We start from the raw sequence: 20,549 nt of genomic DNA, 5'->3' as shown, positions 1-20,549 counted from the left end.
AGCCTCGTCGGCTGGTTTTTCTCACGCGAATGCCTTTTCCTGCTCATTGTGGAAGAAACTCTTCATGGCATGGAATACATCGGCTTTTTGCTTAAGGATGTAATAGCGGAAATCGTCGTTTTTAATATTTTTATAGGCTGACATTAACGTGGAATGACGATTATACTGATTCACTTCCCCATATCCGAACATGCTGGACACTTTCATCAATTCTTCGACAAGCTTGACGCACCGCACATTATCACTCGTCAGGTTATCCCCGTCGGAGAAATGGAAAGGATAAATATTGTAACGGCTTGGAGAATACTTTCCATCGATGAGCTCCAGGGCTTTTCGATAAGCTGATGAGCAGATCGTTCCCCCGCTTTCCCCTTTCGAGAAGAAGTGCTCTTCTGACACCACCTTGGCTTCTGTATGATGAGCGATGAATTCGATTTCCACGGTTTCATATTTTGTGCGCAAGAATCGGGTCATCCAGAAGAAGAAGCTTCTTGCCATATACTTCTCCCAAACCCCCATACTGCCACTCGTATCCATCATCGCCAATACGACGGCTTTTGATTCTGGCTTTAATACTTCATTCCATGTTCTGAACTTCAGATCCTCAGTGAAAATCGGATGAAAACTTGGTGCTCCTTTCATGGCATTTCGTTTGAAGGCAGACATCATCGTTTTCTTCTTATCTATATTCCCCATTAGGCCGGTTTTACGGATATCATTGAATTCAATATGCTCGACGGTTTGAACATCCTGCTCTTTCTTCTTCAGGTTCGGAAGCTCCAATTGGCTGAATAAGGCTTCTTCGATTTCAAGCATTGACACTTCTGCTTCATAATAATCTTCACCGGCTTTGTCTCCGGCCCCTTGACCTTTTCCTGGACCCTGCTGCTGTTGCGATCCGTCCCTTGCAATGACGTCCCCTACCTGGCTCTCACCGTCTCCCTGCCCGACGTGTTTATTTTTATCATAGTTGTAACGGATTTTATATTCATCTAACGAACGAATCGGGATTTTGACGACGTCTCGACCATTGGACATGACAATGTTTTCTTCTGTGATCAAGTCTGGTAAATTATTGCGGATGGCATCCTGTACTTTTTCTTGATGTCTCTGCTGATCATCGTGACCTTTGCGGTGGAGGGCCCAATCTTCCTTGGAAATGACAAACTGATGATTATCCATTTGACTCAAATTATTCCCCTCCTTAATTTTTTTCACATTTTTTCATTTTCCTGCATACACTATGTTGACTGTCTAAACTGCACGTATCCCATGAAGTGAAACGGGGATTACTCTATCCTATGCAGAAGTATTGATAAATTTACAAATAATTTCGACAATTAACCGTTCTTTTCTATTTGGACGAGCCTATTTTTCTGACAGGTTGTAATGCCTGTCCCGGATTGACCGGATTCCAAAAAAAATAATCAGGCACGATCACCTGATTAAGCATCCTCTTCATATTGAGCCGGGTCTGAAACTCGATTGTGCAACTTTAATTCGCCACTGGAACGTAACTTCTCCATTTGCTTTCCCAGTTTAATGACTTCCTCCATATTGGAGGCCATGCTTCCGTTAAGAGGTTCCGCTTCTTCCCGAGGTTTAGGTATAAAAGACATCCTATCAACCCACCTTCATTCGATATGGGTCCGGCTCTCTATCTATAGATTATGGTATTCAGAGTTTTCTGTCAACTATTCCTTGTCTCTCTCTTTATATTGAACGGGATCGGGCTGCTTCTTATCCTCTTTCAATTCTTCATTCGTTCTGAGCTTATCCATCTGCTTCCCCAACTGCTCCATCTCTTCCATATCATGTGCCATTGAACCGTTTTCAGGTTCATAATTTTTATCTAATTCGTGTTTGCTTTTACTCATATCTCTTCACCTCTTGGATACTACTTTTCCCTTTAGATGAGAGATTTAAACAACCCTGAAAAAATCGGGAGATGCACAGCACCTCCCGATCGCACTTCTATTAACGGTTTAACAGGCTGCCCACATATCGCAGTAATTCGTTGGCGGATGTTGAGTTGTAGCCATGTTCATCGATGAGGCGGGCAACCACTTCGTTGACTTTCTTCAGCTGCTGTTCGTCTGGCGTTTTGGATGATGTCGTAATCTTTACAACATCCTTCAAGTCAGCGAATAGCTTCTTCTGAATGGCTTCACGCAGACGGTCATGTGAATTATAGTCGAATCGCTTCCCTTTACGGGCATAGGCAGAGATACGGATCAGGATTTCTTCACGGAATGCCTTTTTCGCATTTTCAGAAATTCCGATCTGCTCCTCGATGGAACGCATCAGCTTTTCATCCGGATTGATTTCTTCCCCCGTTAACGGGTCATGAAGCTTTGCTTTGTTACAATAGGCTTCAACATTATCAAGGTAGTTATCCATAAGTGTTTTCGCAGACTCTTCATACGAGTACACAAAGGCTTTCTGGACTTCTTTCTTCGCAATATCATCATACTCTTTCCGGGCAAGGGAGATAAAGTTTAAATATTTTTCCCTAAGTTCATTGGTAATCGATGGATGTTGATCCAGCCCTTCCTTCAAAGCTCTGAGAACATCTAACGCGTTAATGGTTGGTACTTCTTTTCGAATAATGGTTGACGAGATACGGTTGATCACATAACGCGGATCGATACCGCTCATTCCTTCATCCTGGTATTCCTTCTTCATTTCATCCACATCGGCAGAATTAAAACCTTCTACATTTTCTCCATCATACAGGCGCATCTTTTTGATTAAATCGATGTCACCGCGTTTCGGTTCCTTCATCCTGGTCAGGATCGTGAACATCGCTGCCACCCTTAATGTATGAGGAGCCACATGGACGTTCGAAACATCACTTTCGTTGATCATCTTTTCATAGATTTTCTCTTCCTGGGTGACCTTCAAGTTATACGGAACCGGCATGACGATGATACGTGAATGTAAGGCTTCATTCTTTTTATTCGCAATGAAGGAGCGGTACTCGGTTTCATTCGTGTGAGCCACAATCAGCTCGTCGGCTGAAATCAGGGCAAACCGTCCTGCTTTGAAGTTCCCTTCCTGGGTAAGGGATAATAAGTGCCATAAGAACTTTTCATCACATTTAAGCATTTCCTGAAATTCCATCAAACCACGGTTTGCTTTATTTAACTCCCCATCAAACCGGTACGCACGTGGATCCGATTCTGAACCAAATTCAGCAATTGTCGAGAAGTCGATGCTTCCTGTTAAATCGGCGATATCCTGTGACTTTGGATCAGATGGACTGAATGTACCAATTCCAACACGTTTATCTTCTGAGAAGAAGACTCTTTCCACTTGGACGTCTTCAATGCGGCCATGATATTCTTTCTCCAAACGCATTGTATTCAACGGAGAGAGATTTCCTTCTATTCGGATGCCATATTCTTCATAGAAATCTTCACGTAAATGCTGAGGGATCAAATGCAGCGGGTCTTCATGCATCGGACAGCCTTTAATGGAGAACACTCCTCCTCTTTCAGACCGTGAATACTGCTCGAGTCCCCGTTTCAGCATGGAAACGAGTGTCGATTTCCCTCCACTTACAGGACCCATCAATAATAAGATCCTTTTTCTCACGTCTAATCGTTTCGCAGCAGGATGAAAGTATTCTTCAACGAGTCTTTCCAGCGCCTCTTCTAAGCCAAATAATTGATTGCTGAAGAATTTATACTTCCGTTTCCCCTCGACCTCCTCGACTCCGGCATCTTTAATCATATTAAAGACTCTTGAATGAGCAGACTGCCCGATCCAAGGCTTCTCTTTCAGCAGGTCTAAATACTGAGCAAACGTCCCTTCCCATTTCAGTTTCTCTTCTTCTTCTCGGTAATGTTCAATTCTTTTTAAAATATCCATAAGGACCTCCCCCTGTCGCTTAATGAGAGACGATTAATATACTCTATGCGCTTGTTCACCCGAACATGTTAATAAGATATTTTAATTAAAGACAAACGGTCGATATTCACTTCATTTATTGGAATAGGGCATTAATATGAAACGCTTTCTCTCCCGTCCTTCAAACTTTCACAAAACAGAAAAAAAATCCAACTTTCGTTCACATCGATTTAAAAATAGGCTATACTAAGGACAGACTGTGAAATATGTTAACTGGGAGGTTGCAAAACATGGGTACTGTCATGATCGTAGGTGTATCTCTAGTATTCTTAGTAGCGATTTTCACTGCTGGATATAACGATAAACCGGGCTCAAACTAAAGCGCAGGCGACTCGCCCAGAGGCGACAAGCATAAGACGAACCAACCGGAAAGGCGCCTTTTGCCTTTTTGGTTGGTTTGTCTTATGACCTCGAGGGACTGCTGGATGATACCAAAAGCAAAAAAAGAACTGACCACATGGCCAGTTCTTTTTTATTTCCCCGATTGAACTTCTTATCTTTTATTAAATCCTTTCTTCTCCACAAACTCCTTCATATACATCCGCTTCTTACCAGACAGCATCTTCGCCATTTGCGCGGTCCAGCGATCCGATCGTTTCCCCGCGGTCCGGGCATGATAATAAGCAGAAATGGTTTCATCATAACGGTCGAGCCCTTCCCTTATGGACGTCTCATCACCATTGTATGAATCCTCATGATAAACTGATTCCATCGGCAGCCTCGGCTTAACATCCGAATGGTTTTCAGGGATACCGACTGCGAGTCCAAATAAAGGGATGACCCGGTCCGGCAATCCCAGCAGTTCACTCACTGATTCCAGATCATTTCTGATCCCCCCGATATAGCAGATCCCAAGTCCCATTGATTCAGCAGCGATGGCTGCATTCTGGGCCGCCAGGGAAGCGTCAATGAGGGCCACCATGAATTTTTCCGTGCTTTCCAAAGAAGGAATCACGTCAGCTTCTTCCCAATCACCGATTTTTTCATGGCGGTATAAATCAGCACAGAATACGAAGAAATGACCGTTTGCTTCGACATAACGTTGATTCCCGGCAAGCTCAGCAAGCTTTTTCTTTTTCACGGGATCCTTCACGCCAATGATCGAATACGCCTGTATATAACTCGATGTACTCGCAGCTTGTGCACTGGAGACAATCGTACGGATCTCTTCCTCGGTCAGTGATTCATTTTTAAATTCACGAATGGATCGATGTTTCAGGATGGTTTCGATGGTTTCATTCATTATGCATTCTCTCCCTTTCTCATTATCCTCTTAGTATAAGCTAAATAAAAAAAGGAATGAAAATCATTTGATTTTCATTCCTGCTTTTTATAACAGACCAGGATAATTCCGCTGTCTTAATGCTTCATAGATGAGTATCGCCGCTGTGTTGGAAAGGTTTAAAGATCGGACGTTTTCATTCATAGGGATGCGGAGTGCCCGGTCCAGATTATTCTGGATGATGTCATCAGGAAGGCCAGAAGTTTCCCTGCCGAAAATAAAGAAATATTCTTTGTCTTCCACACTGTAATCAAAGTTCGTGTGAGGGATTTTCCCGTACTTTGTTAAATAGAAAAATTCACCGCCGTCGTTTCTCTCAAAGAACTCCTCGATGGAGTCATAGTAGACAATGTTTACAAACTGCCAGTAATCAAGGCCGGCGCGCTTTAACATTTTATCGTCCGTCGAGAACCCAAGTGGTCGTATCAAGTGCAGGGTTGTGTCTGTCGCTGCACACGTTCTTGCAATATTCCCTGTGTTAGCAGGGATTTCTGGTTGATATAATACAACATGTACTCCCATGTCAATGTCACCTCATTCATAAAACTCTAAGTGACATTATACCATTTCTACCCCACAGAACAAGACTTAACGGTCATCTACGATCGTAAAAAAACGATATTTCATATTAGGTGTATAGGCAGTGGAATCTTCGTATTTCCAATATCTCATCCTGCTATTGAATGTATGGGCATTCACGAGGGGCTCCCCCCCGGCATCCTTCCCAGTGACAATGGTCGTATGATCAAAACGTCCGTCCCCTTCAAAATCGTAGCAGATCACATCCCCAAGCTTTAATTCTTTCGGATCATCCACAAGCCTCCCGCGAAGACCGATCGTCGAATTAGGGATATACCACCTCAAGGAATTCGCCACCGTCCAGCTGTAACTCCAGTTCTGATTCCGCATCCACCACCCCTTCCCCTTGGTGGGATATCCACGCATCGGAGCATCTCCTGCATGAAGGCATTGCGAAATATAGTTCGTGCAATCATTCTCGAATTTCTTGAATGCCGGGTTATAGCTGTTCCACCACCGTTCTGCATATTGAACGGCACTGAGTCGGTCATACCGGTACGTCACTCTTTCTTCTTCGTCATGAGTGACGTTCTCCTCTTCTCTCACACTCTCTTCACGATGAATCTGGGTTTCTCCATCTTCATACATTTTATCATTGTAAAAGACCGCCCTTCGATTCTCCACCTCCTCTTCCAAATAGAGCAGGGCCCCCTGTTTGATGAGATATTTATAATGAACATCATATAAAATGGTCTGAGTCTCATTGCTTTCTTGTGTAACACGGAGGACCTTTCCGGTTGCATCCACCTTCACAATCTCTGCGTGGCGCCCCTGACAAGATACTTTTTTCCTTCTCACTTTGTCACTTTCGTAATCTGTTTGACTGCGAGAAGTATATTCTTCGATTACATGCTGGACTTTTTCCATTAACAGCTTTCGGATCATCGTCTTCCCTCCTCACTAATTGTTATGCTCCACTCATACCGTTCAAAACAAAAAAGGATAAACTCAAGGGAAATGATGAGTTTATCCTTTCTGGCGTATTAAGTTAAGACCCTTTTGTATTTCTTCTAAGACTTCTTCATCCGTTTCAGCCGCTTGCTGTATGAGGAGTGCTTTTTCAGTTGATTCCCCACCGATTTTCCCCAGGGCCCATGCTGCGGTTCCCCTCATGACGGGCCTCACATCATTTTCCATGACGTGGATCAGGTCATCTACTGCCGTAACATCTTTAAAGTGAGCAAGAGCAATGATGGCGTTTCGCTGAATGGGCTTCTTTCCTCTCCAGGAACCCGATACATGACCGTATTTTTCTTTGAACTCACGGTTACTGATGGTTAATAACGGCTTCAACAGCGGCTTTGCGATTTCCGGGTCAGGCTCCATCTCTTCATGAAAATGAAAGTCCATTCCCTTATTCTCAGGACAAACGGTTTGACAGGTATCACATCCGTACAGGCGGTTGCCAAGCTTCACCCGGTACTCATCAGCAAGAAAGCCCTTTGTTTGGGTTAAAAAGGCAATGCATTTCCGGGAATCCAGCTGCCCTCCTTCAATGAGGGCACCCGTTGGGCATACGTCTACGCATTTATTACACGTCCCGCACTGGTCTTCCATCGGTGTATCCGGTGCAAATGGCAGATTTGTCACCATTTCCCCCAAATACACATAAGAGCCGAATTCAGGTGTAATAATCGAACAGTTCTTTCCGCTCCAGCCAATCCCTGCACGTTCCGCCACGGCCCGGTCCACGAGTTCCCCCGTATCCACCATGGATTTGAAACGTGCCTGTGGGACTCTGGAAACAATATACTCCTCAAGCTTTGAAAGACGATCTCTGAGCACATGGTGATAATCCGTCCCCCATGATGCCCTGCAGAAAATCCCCCGTCTTTCTCCCCGCTTGCTCTGGGGGGCATTCTTCATTTTAGAAGGATAGGCAAGGGCAATGGCGATGATTGACTTCGGTTGACCAAATATCAAGGAAGGATCCACCCGCTTCTCAATATCCTTTTCCTCAAACCCGGATTGATACCCGAGCATCTCCTGACGAAGGAGCCGGTTCTTCATTTCAGAGAACGTATCGGCAGTGGTGAAGCCAATCTTATCTATTCCAATCTCCTTACTGTACCGAATGATATCCTGTTTTAATTGATCCATATCCATAGACCTTACCTCCTTTCTGAATTTTTTTAACTAAGCATTTGTGAAATGGCAGTGAGTATTATGATAAACTATTTTAAAACAAATGTGGAGGGAAAATAAGTGGAAATCACAATTGATTCATCCATTACGAGTAAAATCCCCGATTTCAAAGTCGGATTCATTCAATATCATCATATCGAAGTCGGTTCTTCTCCTCAAATGCTGAAAGGCAGACTTCAGCTGTTTCAGGAATCGATCTTCTTTGACCTTCATGATAAGAGCGTGACCGAACTTGAAGGGATTGCCGCATGGAGGGAAATCTTCAAGAGTACAGGAAAAGATCCGAACCGTTACCGTCATTCAGCCGAGGCCCTTTTCCGCCGTGTCAAAAAACAAAACTATCTGACTACCATTAATTCTGCCATCGATCTCAATAACTTCTTCTCCCTTCAATACGAAGTGCCAATCGGCATCTACGACTGTGCAGAGCTCAAGGGGAAACAGATCGAATTAAAAGTGGGGGGAACCGGACAAACCTACACAGGGCTAAACGGCCGGGAAAACTCCCTGGATAACCTCATCGTCGCCTGTGACGGGGACGGACCTTTCGGAAGTCCATTCGTCGATTCGGCCCGTGCCCCTGTTGGCGAGGAAACCAAAGATGCCGTTCAAATCATCTTCCTTAAGCCTTCCCTTTCTAAAGAAGAAAGCGGAAAACTGACGAAATCATTGATGGAAATGTTCATCGGGATCCATGGTGGGGAAGGGTCCTATGAAGTGGTTGGTGGATAATTCGGAGCAGGAAACCTTTTTATGATGGATTCCGTTTTCAGTGCATTTTTTTAAAAGCCTTGAAGACGTATGAATGACTATACGTCTTCAAGGCTTCTGCAAAATCCCATAAACTATGACGAATCAATTTACATGATTAGGATGATAGACAATAAGAAATGTACATTTTAAAAAGAGTGGCAAAACTTCCGTCATTTGCAATGCATTTTTGATGACCAATTTTTTTGATTGCTATAGCTGATCAATAAACAACCTTTGCGTTCAAGAGGGGCTTCACTTATCGGTTGGGAGATCAGGTCGAACAACAGAGCCGCTAAATAGAAGGAAAAATTCCGCCTATTTACTCAAACGAATACCAAAATGGGTGATTTTTCTTTCACAACCGGAAAATCTCCCCTTATTTGCCCCAAAACAAGTTCCATTCTGAATGTAACCGGAAAAACTCCGCTAATTTTTTTACTTTTGCTTCTTTAAAGGATAGAGGATCTATTTTAAAAGATGACGAAGGATCGTATCCGATGTATTTAAATAAGATTTTGAAAATTGTAGCAGCTCCTCCTGCCTTTTCATGAATCTTGATATTCAAACAGTAGCAGATGGTTGAATCCACCCAAAAAATTCCCACTCAAAAAAGAGAGCCCAATGGACTCCCCTTCTCATAAAACTTACACCCACCACATATCCGACGGCTGCTCTTCAATCAAAATCGACTTTAGATTCTTCACGGCACGGCCGAATCCTTCTTCAATCGACATGATCGGATCTTCATGCTCGATGCTGACGACATAATCATATCCGAATGTACGCAGGGCACTCATCATATCCGACCATTCCTGCAAGCTGTGTCCACAGCCCACCGAACGGAAGGACCACGCTCTTGTCTGGATGCTGCCGTATGGCTGCATATCCATCAGACCGTACATGTTGACGTTATCCTGGTCGATATACGTATCCTTCGCATGAAAATGGTGGATCGCATTTTCTTTACCAAGGATCTTAATCGCTGCAACCGGGTCAATCCCCTGCCACCAAAGATGACTAGGGTCCAGATTGGCACCGATCGCCTCGCATGTTTCTTCACGAAGCTTCAATAACGTGTACGGTGTATGTACAAGGAACCCCCCGTGGAGCTCGAGACCGATTTTCACATTATGATCCTCTGCAAGCTTCCCTATCTCTTTCCAATACGGAATCAACTTTTCTTCCCACTGCCATTTCAGGATATCCCCGTATTCATTCGGCCAAGGTGAGACCGGCCAGTTCGGATGCTTGGCTCCTTCATGATCCCCTGCTGTTCCGGAGAAACAGTTCACAACAGGTACATTCATCAACCCGGCAAGTTTGATCGTTTTCTGTAGGGCAACATGGGATTCTTCAGCAAAGGAAGCATCAGGTGAAATCGGATTTCCGTGACAACTGAACGCACTGATCTGGAGTCCCCGTGACGTTACCTTCTCTAAGTACTCGTTTCTCTTTTCTTCGCTTTCTAAAAGGGCGTCCAGGTCACAGTGGGCATTCCCGGGATATCCACCCGTGCCGATTTCCACTGCGTGAAGTCCCGCTTCTTTTACATAATCGAGCATTTCTTCCAAATTCTTTTGTGAGAATAGTACTGTAAATACACCTAGTTTCATATACGCTTCCTCCTATTTCAACCGGATACTTTGTCCGGTTTCACTGCTTTTATAAATGGCATCTATGATTTGGGACACCTGCATGGCTTCCTGTGGTTTTACAACCAATTCTTCTAAACCGAGACAGCTGTTGATAAAGTTCCTTGCCTGGGGAAGACTCGGATCATCTTCACCGGGAACCCAATCCGCATCACTATTCAGAAGCATGCCGTGCTTCATCTGGTTCATTTGGAACGGGAATAAATCGATTCCTCCCGTTACCCCTGAGATGCTCATGCTTTCTTCGTCACTCTTCACGTTTGCAGACCAGGACGTCTCAAAAAGCATGGATGCACCGTTATCGAATCTGATATAAGCGGTCACGTGGTCATCGACTTCAAAGCTCTCTTTATCGAAATCCCCCCATTGATTCACTTGATCGGGCATTCTACTAAGTTTGTTATAGGTCGTCCCCGTCACCTCAACAGGTGCCGGATTTCCGAGAAGCCATAGGGATAAATCGAGGAAGTGACATCCGTAATCGATCAGGCTGCCGCCGCCTTGAAGCTCCTTATTGGTAAACACTCCCCAGCCCGGTACTTTGCGGCGGCGGATCGCTCTTGCCCTGGCGACCATCGGTTCTCCGATTTCATCTTCCATGATCACTCGCTTCGCCGCACGGGAGTCCTTCATAAAACGATAATGATAAGCGATTGCCAGAACCTTCCCTGATTCTTCGGCGGCATCGATCATTCTTTCACATTCATCAGGAGTCATGGCCATCGGTTTCTCACAAAACACGTGAAGACCCGCTTTGAGGGCGGCAATCGTGATTTCCGCATGAAATTTATTCGGAGTACAAATCGTTACGGCATCCACATGCCCGAACATGTCGCGATAATCACTGAAGACGTTCGGAATGGGAAAGGTTTCTGCCACGGTCTGGGCCGTGACGGGATTGATATCACTGATCGCTTCAATCGTTACAGAATCTGATAGTTTAATAAAAGTAGGGATGTGACGCGTCTGGGCGATCCCCCCGACGCCGATCACTCCCATCCGAAGTTTGGTCATTGCTCGCATACCCCTTTATAGCTTTACAATTTGTTTTGTTTCACTTGATTCAAGAGCAGCCAAAACAACCCCAAGTGATTTCTTTCCTTCTTCACCCGGTACGGGAGGCTCTGCATCATGAAGGATGCAGTGTACAAATTGATCGATCACGCGGGAATTCGACTGTCCTCCCTCGTCATTCGTTTGGATGCCGCCAAGCTCATACTTCACTATTTCCCCCGTTACATATTGCACGACAAGGGAGTTTACCGGATCATCTTCTAAACGGAGAATCGCTTTCTCACCATATATGATTGTCGAGTTGTCTTCTTTGGACACATAAGACCAGCTTGCTGCAAGGGTGCCGATTGTACCGCTTTCCGTTTTCAATACGCATACTGCCGTATCATCCACATCGGCATTTTCCTTTGCACTTGTTTCCACAAAGGCGCCGACTTCGGTAAATTCTTCCCCTAAGATGTAACGAAGAAGATCTGTTTTATGAACACCAAGGTCTCCCATGGCACCGATGAACGCCTCATCCTTTTTGAAGAACCAGCTATCCTTGCCATCAGCACTCCAGCCTTCAGGACCACCGTGGCCGAATGCCGAACGGAAGCTGTAGATTTTGCCCACTTCACCGTTTTCAATCAGCTGCTTCGCTTTTTGATGCGAAGGGACAAAACGCTGGTTGTGAGCGATCATCAGCTTTTTTCCGCTTTTTACGGATGCATCAATCATACTTTCTGCTTCTTCACTTGAAGTCGCCATCGGCTTTTCACATAGTACATGCTTTCCTGCGTTCAGGGCATCGATGGAAATCGGTGCATGCAGGTAGTTCGGTGTACATACGCTCACTGCTTCCACATCAGCGTTGGCCAGCAGTTCTTTATAATTGGTATAGGCTTTCGCTCCGACTGCATCGGCGATTTTCCATGCCCGTTCTTCGACGATGTCACACACCGCGACCACTTCAACGTTTTTATTATTTGCATATTCCGGAATGTGACGGTGCTGAGCGATGCTCCCACATCCGATGACCCCGATTTTTAATGTATTCATGATTTTTCCTCCTCTATTATCAGTTTGTTCCTTTGATTTCTTCGAGCGGTTTTGCATTACCATATACAGGTCTTGCATGATCCACCGGTGCAGCCCATTTCACTGCATTGACGATGACCTTTTGGACATTTTCATTGTAATATGTTGGATAGGTTTCATGTCCCGGACGGAAGTAAAATACTTTTCCGTTCCCACGCTGATACGTACACCCGCTTCTGAACACTTCTCCACCCTCGAACCAGCTTACCATCACAAGCTGATCAGGAGCCGGGATGTCAAAATGCTCCCCATACATTTCTTCTTTTTCAAGCTCGAAATATTCCCCTATACCGGCTGTGATCGGATGGCTCGGGTCCACGATCCAGATTCGTTCCTTCTCATCGGCTTCACGCCACTTAAGGTCACAAGAGGTCCCCATCAAGGTTTTGAATATTTTAGAGAAATGACCTGAATGAAGGACGATCAAGCCCATTCCGTCAAGAACCCGCTGTTTCACCCGTTCCACCACTTCATCCTTCACTTCCTCATGGGCGATGTGTCCCCACCAGACCAATACATCCGTACCTTCCAGTACATCTTCCGTTAACCCGTGATCCCCTTCATCCAATGTAGCGGTTTTCACGTTATAGGACGCTTCTCCGAGGAAAGAGGCAATGGCACCATGAATTCCTTCAGGGTACACTTCTTTCACTTTCGGATTCTTTTGTTCATGACGATTTTCATTCCATACTGTTACATTTATCATTGTAAAACCCCCAAGTTAAGTTTGTGCATGCCGGTATTCATTTGGTGTGAGGCCTGCATGTTTTTTGAACACTTTACTGAAATATTTTTCATTTCCATACCCTACACCATAGGCCACTTCGTAAATCTTCAAGTAAGGATTCTCAAGGAGCTTCTTTGCCTTTTCCATCCGGATATTCGTGACATAATCTGTGATGGTTGCCCCGTAATCCTGCTTAAACTTACGGGAAATGTATTCCCTGCTTAAGTAGAACCTGTCGGCAATATCTTGAAGATTGATATCTTCCTGGTAATGCTGCTGCAGATATTCCTCAATATACTGCATATTGTTTTTTTCCTTTTGATATTTAGCCTGTGTCAGCGTCTGAATGAGTTCGATAAACTCTTTCGTCTTTTCCTCTTTAAATTTCCTGAAGGAAAAGGAGCCGTCCTCCCTCCAATAATCCCTGCCCCGGTAAAAAGCTTCTTGACTCCTGATCTCGTATTCTTTCAACCAATTATTCCGCAGGATCTCAAACTGGTCCTCCCACACCTGAATCTGGTCCAGGGATAGAATATGACTGTTTTCTAATTTAGAAAAGATCCCTTCCAGCTGGGACTGGACCTGTTCCCTGCTTCCCGAAAGAATCGCCCACTTCAATTCATTGGAGTGATCCAATAAATGGAGATGGGACCCTGTCTCCACATCCAGGTGGGTGACAAACTTCTTTTGGGCAAGCAGAGGATGCCTGGAGTACACTTCAAGAGCAGATTCATAAGCTTCCTTCACCTTTCTCGACTTCCTACCTAGAGCCGTGACCGGGGAAACCCTTCCATATTGATAGATCAATGAGTGGATTTCCTCTAATAAATACGTTACATGCTTATGATTCCAGAAGAGAATAACAAGTTCTTCTTCTTTGTTGCTATTCCGGAAACAAACCCCATCGTTCTGCTTTCGTAAAAGCTCATTGCAAATATTGATGATGGTAAAAAAGGCAAGATCCCGGTCTCCTTGAAAGGACTTCATTACGATCGGCTTGATCGGCAGGAGTGCCACAGTCTTATGCAACTTCTCGATGGACACACCGAACTCTTTTTCAACTTTTTCTGCCATCTCTTTTGTAATGCCCTCTTTCGAACAGAGGTTTGAGAAGAATCGATCCCAGTAAAGGGGCTTCACCTCATTCATGACCCGGCTTTCCTCTACTTGAGATTTTCTTGAGCGTGCCTGCTCCTCCCATTCCTTCACCGCTTTATTCAACGTGTCATTCAGTACATCCGGTTCAATCGGTTTCAGAATGTAATCGAAGCTCTTATAGTGGATTGCGTTTCTCATATATTCAAAGTCATCGTACCCGCTCACGACGATGGTCTTGCTTGTCAGATCAGAGGCATGAAGCCACTTTAACAGGCTGATGCCGTCCCTCTTCGGCATCCGCATATCCGTGAAGATGATCTCTGGCCTGTGCTTTTTGATCAATTCGATGGCTTCGTCTCCATCTTCCGCCTCGAGGATGGTGTGAATGCCATGCTTATCCCATTCCGCCAACAAAAGTAACCCTTCACGAACATGCTTTTCGTCGTCAATGATGATTGCTTTCATTTGCCTCACCCTCCATTCGTAATGGCAGCCTCATGGTGACCATAAAGCCTCCAGCTTCATGATTCATAAGCAGAAGAGTGGCCTTATGGTCATAGTAAAGCTTCAATCTTACATAAACATTCTTCAGCCCGATATTGGTTTCTTCACCGGTTTTATTCCATGCATCTGCTTTGAAGTGCTCTTCTATTTCCCTGAGCCTTTCTGCTGTCACCCCTGCTCCATTGTCCCGGACGATCATCACGAGTTCTGTCCCATCCTGAAAGCAGGTCAGGTCAATCCTCCCCACTCCATCACGGATGTCGAACCCGTGCTTGAAGTAGTTTTCTATGAGGGGCTGCAGGATCATTTTGGGAACCCGGACCTCCTTCACCTCTTCGTCCACTTCGACACTGTACTCCAGGTTTTCGCCGAACCGCTCCTTTTGTAAAAGGAGATAAGCGTTCGTATAGTTGATTTCCTTGCTTAAAGGAACCACATCCTCCTCCATATTCATCCCATACCTCATGATTTTAGATAAATGGGTGATCAGGGAGTATATTTGCGGAACCTTGTTCTTAAGTGCAATCGTCCCTATGGACTGGAGAGCATTGTAGAGAAAATGGGGATTGATCTGCGACTGCAGAACCTTTAATTGATTCGTTTTGTTTTCAAGCTCCAGCTTATATTCCCTGTTGATCAAATGATTGATCCGCTCGATCATCTGCTGAAACCGATTTCCAAGGATCCCGATTTCATCAAAGCCGAATGATTCGGCCTGTACCTTCATATTCCCTTTTTCAACCTCCTGGATATTTGAAAGCAGTATCCGGATTGGTGATGTAATTTTAAAGGAAACAAACAGAGTCGCCAGCACCACGAGGGTCAATCCAAGGACCCCGAACAAAATATTGATTTTCGCCACACTAAATGCGCTTTCATAAAGGTTCGCATACGATACCCTCTTCACCAGGAACCATCCGCCGGCGGAAGCTGGAAGCTGATCGTACATCATCACCCCGTTGAAGGTATCTTCCTTCCACTCAAGTGTCCCTGAGACATCCTTTGACTTCATGATTCTTCTGATCCACTTCTGATTGTTTCCATCATCCGATACGTCGCGATCCGAGCTGTAGATCATTTCCCCTTCTGAAGATAATAAATAAAATTCCTCTGATTCTGGGTTATAGAGATTCCTGCTCAAATCGATGATTTTATCAGGTGAGATGTCCAGCGAAATATAGGCCAACACTTCATCCCCGGGGACATTTCGAAATGCCCGGTGGATCGTGATGATTTCCTTCGACCGGTTAATGTTCTCTTCTTCCTGGCTATTTGTGGGTTCAATGTACATATTGTACGGGCTTCGTTCTGCTTTTCTGAAGTATTCCCACTGTGAATCTTTTATTCTATTGGAGAACACAACGGTGGAACGCTTCGTTGCCGAAATGACCCGGTCTCCGTCGGCAAAGGAAATGCGTACTCCGTTGATCGTGTCCCCTGTGTAGAGAATCGTTTGCACAATATTCTTCACGATGCCGATCGTCAGGTAATTATTCTCCTTACCCGGTGACCTCATGAAATTAATGAAATCGGGATTATTATAGAGGGACAGCGATAACCCGTTGAGCTCATTGATATAGCTCTCCAGGTTCACCTTCCCCTGATAAAGGAGGTTACTGCTCTCCTTCACCACCTGCTCCTCAATCGAATCCTTCGTATACAAATATGTAATAATGATCGAACTGCCAAACGGCACGATTGTCGTAATCATCAACAGCGCAATCAACTTATTCCGAATGCTTGTCTTTAACATGAGGGACGGACCTCCCAGGTCTCACTTATACACTAGTATAAAGTGTTATTCCCCGCTCTTGGAAGTGTTTTTTCGAAATATTCCTACTAAACTTATTAAATAGAAAGCATGCCTTTAATAGACATGCTTTCCATTACTCTGTTTACTTCAAGTTATCCCATGTTTGTTGGAATCGCTCAAGTACAGTATCATAATCAATTTTTCCGGCTGCATACTCCTGGATGGTCGCAGCGAATTCTTTGTTCGCTCCATCCGGCCATTTGAACCAAGTCCAAGGAATCGTCTTCTCATCCTTAGAGTAGTCAAGGATGGATTGACCCAGGTCACCAAGACCATTCGGCTCGATATTGTCAAATGCAGGGATGAACGCAAATTCTTCTGTGATATAACGCTTACCTGTTTCAGAAGAAACCATCCACTCCAAGAATGTTTTCGCTTCTTCAAGGTGCTTAGAGTTCTTATTCAGTACCCAGTTATTCGGCACACCGACAGGAAGGCGATCTGCGTTCTCATCATTGCTGATTGGAATCGGTAGGAAGCCCATGTTAATATCAGGATTGATCTCAGTGATCATGTTCTCCGTCCAGTTCCCTTGTTGAAGCATCGCTGTTTCACCAGAGGCAAATAGGGTAACCTGCGTATTATAATCCGTCGTTAAAGGATTATCGTTGGCATATTTAAGCTCAGTGTCCAGTACCTCTTTGAACTGTTTGAACTTCTCGTTTCCTACAATCTTCTCAGATCCGTCATAAAGTCCAGCAATGAATTTATCCGGATCTTCCTGTTGTGCAAATGGAATGTTCAGTAAATGCTGACCGATTACCCACCACTCACCGTAACCAGCTGAGAACGGAGTGATTTTCTTCGCTTCAAGCTTTTTCGCTGCATCTTTCAGCTCATCAATCGTTTTAGGAGGCTCAGTGATGCCTGCTTTTTCAAATAAATCTTTGTTGTAAACAAAACCATAACCTTCCAAGTTAACTGGCATACCATAAAGCTTGCCGTCCTCATCCGTCATCGGAACTTTCCCGATCGGAAGGACATGCTCTACCCATGGCTCACCGGAAAGATCCGCAAGCTTCTCTTTCCATAGCTCTAACTCTTTGAATCCACCATTGTTGAAAATATCCGGCTCTTCACCAGACGCGAATTTCGCTTTAAGGGCAGCACCGTAATCGGCACCTCCGCCAACTGTTTCAAGCTTGATCTTAATGTTCGGATGCTCTGCTTCGAATTCCTTGATCATTTCTTGAAGCTGGTCGGCGATTTCAACTTTGAACTGGAAGAAATTAAGTGTCACGACATCATCACCTGAACCGGACTCCCCGCCTGAGCTGCTTGTTTTGTCTTTAGAAGAACAACCTGCAATGATTCCAAATACTAAAACTAAAGACATACAAAGTAATAAAATACGTTTCATAAATGGATTGACCTCCCTGATATAAAATATTTTATATAAATTTCTGTATCAATGATAGACCATTTTGACAGAAACTTTATATCTACTTGATCGAACCTGAAGCAATCCCTTTTATGATATGCTTCTGTAAAAATAAGAAGAATATGATGACTGGTGTTATACCAAGCACCAATGCTGCAAGGCCCATATCCCATTGCTTCGTATACTGGGCAAAGAACGAACTGGCTGCAAGTGGGATCGTCCGCAGTTCCGCATCCTGTAATACAAGGAGTGGAAGCAGGTAATCATTCCAGATCCACAATGTATTCAAAATGATCACCGTAACTGTAATAGGTTTCAGTAACGGGAAGACGATTCTCCAAAACACGCCAAACTGACTGCAGCCGTCTATCATCGCTGATTCCTCGATTTCAATCGGGACAGTTTTCACAAATCCGTGATATAAGAACAGGGAAAGTGGCACTCCGAACCCAAAGTACATGATAATGAGACCAGGAATGCTATTTGTCAGTCCCAATGTCCCCCCAACCTTCATCAAGGGGATCATCACCGTTTGGAAAGGAATCACCATGGCTGATACAAAGATGACAAACAGAATCTTACTGAACTTCCCAGGCGTACGTACCATTTTCCACGCCGCCATGGAGCTGATGATCACCAATCCGATATTACTGAAAACTGTGATGACTAGCGAATTCCAGAAAGCACGGGGGAAATTAATAACCTCCCACACCTTGGCATAGTTGGAAAACATAAATTCCTCCGGCCATGCTGCCGCATCAATCAAAATCGCAGCAAATGGTTTCACCGAGTTGACCAACACGAAGTAAAAAGGGATAAGGAAAATGAGCCCGATCACAATCCCGATGATTTCTAATACAAACGTTCTCTTCGTATAACGATTGCCCATTATGCCTCAACCTCCTTCTTCTTCGTCACCATCACCTGGACTGTCGTAAACACAGCCACTACCACAAAGAACAGAATCGACTTCGCCGTCCCAAGTCCATAACGGTTATTCTGGAAAGCTTCCTGATAGATATTGATCGCCACAGATTGTGTAGAATTGAACGGTCCGCCGCCTGTCAGCGAGATATTCAGATCGAATATTTTAAAGGCCATCGAAATCGTCAAGAAGAAACAAATCGTGAATGCCGGTAGTATCAATGGAATGATGATCTTCGTCAGGAGCGTCCAATTCGATGCACCATCTATCTTCGCTGCTTCAAGCAGTGAATTGTCCACCCCTTGCAACGCCGCTACATAAATGACCATCATATACCCCGAAATCTGCCATGCAAATACGATGACAATACCCCAGAAAGCCGTCTTCTCATCACCAAGCCATGGCATTTTAAAGAATCCGATATCCGTCATATTCCCGAGTGACGCGAAACCCTTAACAAAGATGAACTGCCAGATAAACCCGAGTAACAATCCCCCGATGACGTTTGGGATAAAGAATACCGTCCTCAGAATATTGCGCGTCTTCAATGCGGCATTCAGTAACAGAGCAAATCCGAAACCAATCAAATTACTGATGATCACTGCCGCAAACATAAACTTCGTCGTGAACATGAACGAGTTAAAGAACGTCTTGTCATCAGTGAAGATCTTTTTATAATTATCCAATCCGACCCACTCAACAACCGAACTGACACCATTCCATGAGGTGAAGGAATAATACACACCCATCAAGAATGGAAGAATCTGAATCACTAAGAAAAATAAAAGTGCCGGTCCAACAAAGGCAGCGTACGTCAGCAAGCTCTTATACTTGAACTTTTTTTTCGTCACTGCCTTCATTTGTACATCCGGGCTCACTGGTCCAGTCTGAATCTTTGGTTCCACCCGTATCACCACCCTAACTGTGTAATCGCTTTCTTTCATTATAATGGTAGCGCTTTCTTAAATAGGGGAACTCAATTGACGAAGAAGGTGCACTATTTTGACTAGATGGGTTTTGTTTTGGTGGATATTGGGTAAATGAAAAGGTTGTGAATTTTGGGTAGAGACGAGGTTTGCAAATGATTAAGTGGGATTGAAAATAATATGCTGAAATGTAAACAATAAAAAAGACTTCCTCATAAAGAGAAAGTCTGTCGTATGTAAGTTGGAGCGGGTGAAGGGAATCGAACCCTCATCATCAGCTTGGAAGGCTGAGGTTTTACCACTAAACTACACCCGCGATGTGGTACCGGTGGCCGGGATCGAACCGGCACTCCAGAGGAACACGATTTTGAGTCGTGCGCGTCTGCCAATTCCGCCACACCGGCATTACATTTGGAGGCGGCAACCGGATTTGAACCGGTGATCAGGGTTTTGCAGACCCATGCCTTACCACTTGGCTATGCCGCCTTAATATTGGAGCGGAAGACGGGATTCGAACCCGCGACCCCCACCTTGGCAAGGTGGTGTTCTACCACTGAACTACTTCCGCACTACTGGGCTAGCTGGATTCGAACCAACGCATGTCGCAGTCAAAGTGCGATGCCTTACCGCTTGGCTATAGCCCACTGATAGTATATGTCACGGAAATAAAAATGTGACTTTTATGGGGCGACTGATGGGAATCGAACCCACGAATGCCTGAACCACAATCAGGTGCGTTAACCACTTCGCCACAATCG

Annotated in this window: 19 protein-coding genes, 5 tRNA genes and 1 pseudogene; 1 reads left to right on the top strand and 24 read right to left on the bottom strand. The window is 44.6% G+C overall.

Features of this window, described 5'->3' with window-relative positions; all coding sequences use genetic code 11:
• Window positions 1-21: 21 nt before the first annotated feature.
• The 9 genes and pseudogenes from yhbH to queG all read right to left on the bottom strand — a co-directional run bounded on the left by yhbH (window position 22) and on the right by queG (window position 7,879).
• Entirely contained in the window at window positions 22-1,182 is a 1,161-nt protein-coding gene (gene yhbH / locus NQ095_RS13930) for a sporulation protein YhbH (protein ID WP_375162844.1), read from the bottom strand.
• Window positions 1,183-1,445: 263 nt separating this feature from the next.
• Window positions 1,446-1,619, bottom strand: coding sequence for a multidrug ABC transporter ATPase (locus NQ095_RS13925; protein WP_258264073.1), 174 nt, complete (start codon window positions 1,617-1,619; stop codon window positions 1,446-1,448).
• A 75-nt stretch (window positions 1,620-1,694) separates the two neighbouring features.
• A complete protein-coding gene (locus NQ095_RS13920; RefSeq protein ID WP_258264072.1) occupies window positions 1,695-1,877 on the bottom strand; it encodes a hypothetical protein in 183 nt (60 codons plus the stop codon).
• A gap of 100 nt (window positions 1,878-1,977) precedes the next feature.
• Window positions 1,978-3,873 carry a PrkA family serine protein kinase gene (locus NQ095_RS13915; RefSeq protein ID WP_258264071.1) on the bottom strand — a complete coding sequence of 632 codons (1,896 nt, stop codon included), beginning with the start codon at window positions 3,871-3,873 and terminating at the stop codon, window positions 1,978-1,980.
• 532 nt (window positions 3,874-4,405) lie between these two features.
• Window positions 4,406-5,155 (bottom strand): oxygen-insensitive NADPH nitroreductase, encoded by a 750-nt coding sequence (gene nfsA, locus NQ095_RS13910; RefSeq protein WP_258264070.1) that lies wholly within the window; start codon window positions 5,153-5,155, stop codon window positions 4,406-4,408.
• Between the two features lie 87 nt (window positions 5,156-5,242).
• Entirely contained in the window at window positions 5,243-5,716 is a 474-nt protein-coding gene (gene trmL / locus NQ095_RS13905) for a tRNA (uridine(34)/cytosine(34)/5-carboxymethylaminomethyluridine(34)-2'-O)-methyltransferase TrmL (RefSeq protein WP_258264069.1), read from the bottom strand.
• 16 nt (window positions 5,717-5,732) lie between these two features.
• Window positions 5,733-5,777, bottom strand: a pseudogene (locus NQ095_RS22585) (hypothetical protein); the annotation flags it as partial.
• Between the two features lie 5 nt (window positions 5,778-5,782).
• On the bottom strand, window positions 5,783-6,655 hold the full coding sequence (locus NQ095_RS13900; protein WP_258264234.1) for an amidase domain-containing protein: 873 nt from the start codon (window positions 6,653-6,655) through the stop codon (window positions 5,783-5,785).
• Between the two features lie 84 nt (window positions 6,656-6,739).
• A complete protein-coding gene (gene queG, locus NQ095_RS13895; protein WP_258264068.1) occupies window positions 6,740-7,879 on the bottom strand; it encodes a tRNA epoxyqueuosine(34) reductase QueG in 1,140 nt (379 codons plus the stop codon).
• Window positions 7,880-7,978: 99 nt separating this feature from the next.
• On the opposite strand from queG, the gene NQ095_RS13890 reads away from it, so the two are divergent.
• Window positions 7,979-8,650: a B3/B4 domain-containing protein gene (locus NQ095_RS13890; protein WP_258264067.1), complete on the top strand. Its 672-nt coding sequence runs from the start codon at window positions 7,979-7,981 to the stop codon at window positions 8,648-8,650.
• A 397-nt stretch (window positions 8,651-9,047) separates the two neighbouring features.
• Here the strand turns inward: NQ095_RS13890 and NQ095_RS13885 are convergent, their stop codons facing one another.
• The 15 genes from NQ095_RS13885 to NQ095_RS13815 all read right to left on the bottom strand — a co-directional run bounded on the left by NQ095_RS13885 (window position 9,048) and on the right by NQ095_RS13815 (window position 20,435).
• Entirely contained in the window at window positions 9,048-9,236 is a 189-nt protein-coding gene (locus NQ095_RS13885) for a hypothetical protein (RefSeq protein WP_258264066.1), read from the bottom strand.
• A gap of 79 nt (window positions 9,237-9,315) precedes the next feature.
• Complete coding sequence (locus NQ095_RS13880) at window positions 9,316-10,284, bottom strand: sugar phosphate isomerase/epimerase family protein (RefSeq protein WP_258264065.1); 969 nt, start codon at window positions 10,282-10,284, stop codon at window positions 9,316-9,318.
• A 12-nt stretch (window positions 10,285-10,296) separates the two neighbouring features.
• The gene (locus tag NQ095_RS13875) at window positions 10,297-11,337 is read right to left on the bottom strand and encodes a Gfo/Idh/MocA family protein (RefSeq protein WP_258264064.1); all 1,041 of its coding nucleotides are present in this window, start codon (window positions 11,335-11,337) and stop codon (window positions 10,297-10,299) included.
• A gap of 15 nt (window positions 11,338-11,352) precedes the next feature.
• Window positions 11,353-12,378 carry a Gfo/Idh/MocA family protein gene (locus NQ095_RS13870; RefSeq protein WP_258264063.1) on the bottom strand — a complete coding sequence of 342 codons (1,026 nt, stop codon included), beginning with the start codon at window positions 12,376-12,378 and terminating at the stop codon, window positions 11,353-11,355.
• A gap of 19 nt (window positions 12,379-12,397) precedes the next feature.
• Window positions 12,398-13,123: a ThuA domain-containing protein gene (locus tag NQ095_RS13865; protein ID WP_258264062.1), complete on the bottom strand. Its 726-nt coding sequence runs from the start codon at window positions 13,121-13,123 to the stop codon at window positions 12,398-12,400.
• A 15-nt stretch (window positions 13,124-13,138) separates the two neighbouring features.
• Window positions 13,139-14,707: a response regulator gene (locus NQ095_RS13860; protein ID WP_258264061.1), complete on the bottom strand. Its 1,569-nt coding sequence runs from the start codon at window positions 14,705-14,707 to the stop codon at window positions 13,139-13,141.
• Window positions 14,688-16,499 (bottom strand): cache domain-containing sensor histidine kinase, encoded by a 1,812-nt coding sequence (locus NQ095_RS13855; protein WP_258264060.1) that lies wholly within the window; start codon window positions 16,497-16,499, stop codon window positions 14,688-14,690. Before NQ095_RS13855 ends, NQ095_RS13860 begins: the two co-directional genes overlap by 20 nt.
• 142 nt (window positions 16,500-16,641) lie before the next feature.
• Window positions 16,642-17,919, bottom strand: a complete 1,278-nt coding sequence (locus NQ095_RS13850; RefSeq protein WP_258264059.1) for an ABC transporter substrate-binding protein — start codon at window positions 17,917-17,919, stop codon at window positions 16,642-16,644.
• Window positions 17,920-18,001: 82 nt separating this feature from the next.
• On the bottom strand, window positions 18,002-18,829 hold the full coding sequence (locus NQ095_RS13845) for a carbohydrate ABC transporter permease (RefSeq protein ID WP_258264058.1): 828 nt from the start codon (window positions 18,827-18,829) through the stop codon (window positions 18,002-18,004).
• Window positions 18,829-19,725: a carbohydrate ABC transporter permease gene (locus NQ095_RS13840; protein WP_258264233.1), complete on the bottom strand. Its 897-nt coding sequence runs from the start codon at window positions 19,723-19,725 to the stop codon at window positions 18,829-18,831. Before NQ095_RS13840 ends, NQ095_RS13845 begins: the two co-directional genes overlap by 1 nt.
• 308 nt (window positions 19,726-20,033) lie before the next feature.
• Window positions 20,034-20,107, bottom strand: a tRNA-Gly gene (locus NQ095_RS13835).
• A 4-nt stretch (window positions 20,108-20,111) separates the two neighbouring features.
• A tRNA-Leu gene (locus NQ095_RS13830) sits at window positions 20,112-20,195 on the bottom strand.
• A gap of 8 nt (window positions 20,196-20,203) precedes the next feature.
• Window positions 20,204-20,277, bottom strand: a tRNA-Cys gene (locus NQ095_RS13825).
• 7 nt (window positions 20,278-20,284) lie between these two features.
• A tRNA-Gly gene (locus NQ095_RS13820) sits at window positions 20,285-20,359 on the bottom strand.
• A 4-nt stretch (window positions 20,360-20,363) separates the two neighbouring features.
• Window positions 20,364-20,435, bottom strand: a tRNA-Gln gene (locus tag NQ095_RS13815).
• Window positions 20,436-20,549: the final 114 nt, after the last annotated feature.

The sequence above is a fragment of the Rossellomorea sp. SC111 genome (assembly GCF_024733565.1).
Taxonomy (GTDB): domain Bacteria; phylum Bacillota; class Bacilli; order Bacillales; family Bacillaceae_B; genus Rossellomorea.
The sequence above is the reverse complement of the archived record's forward strand: the minus strand, read 5'-3'. Positions and strand labels throughout refer to the sequence as shown.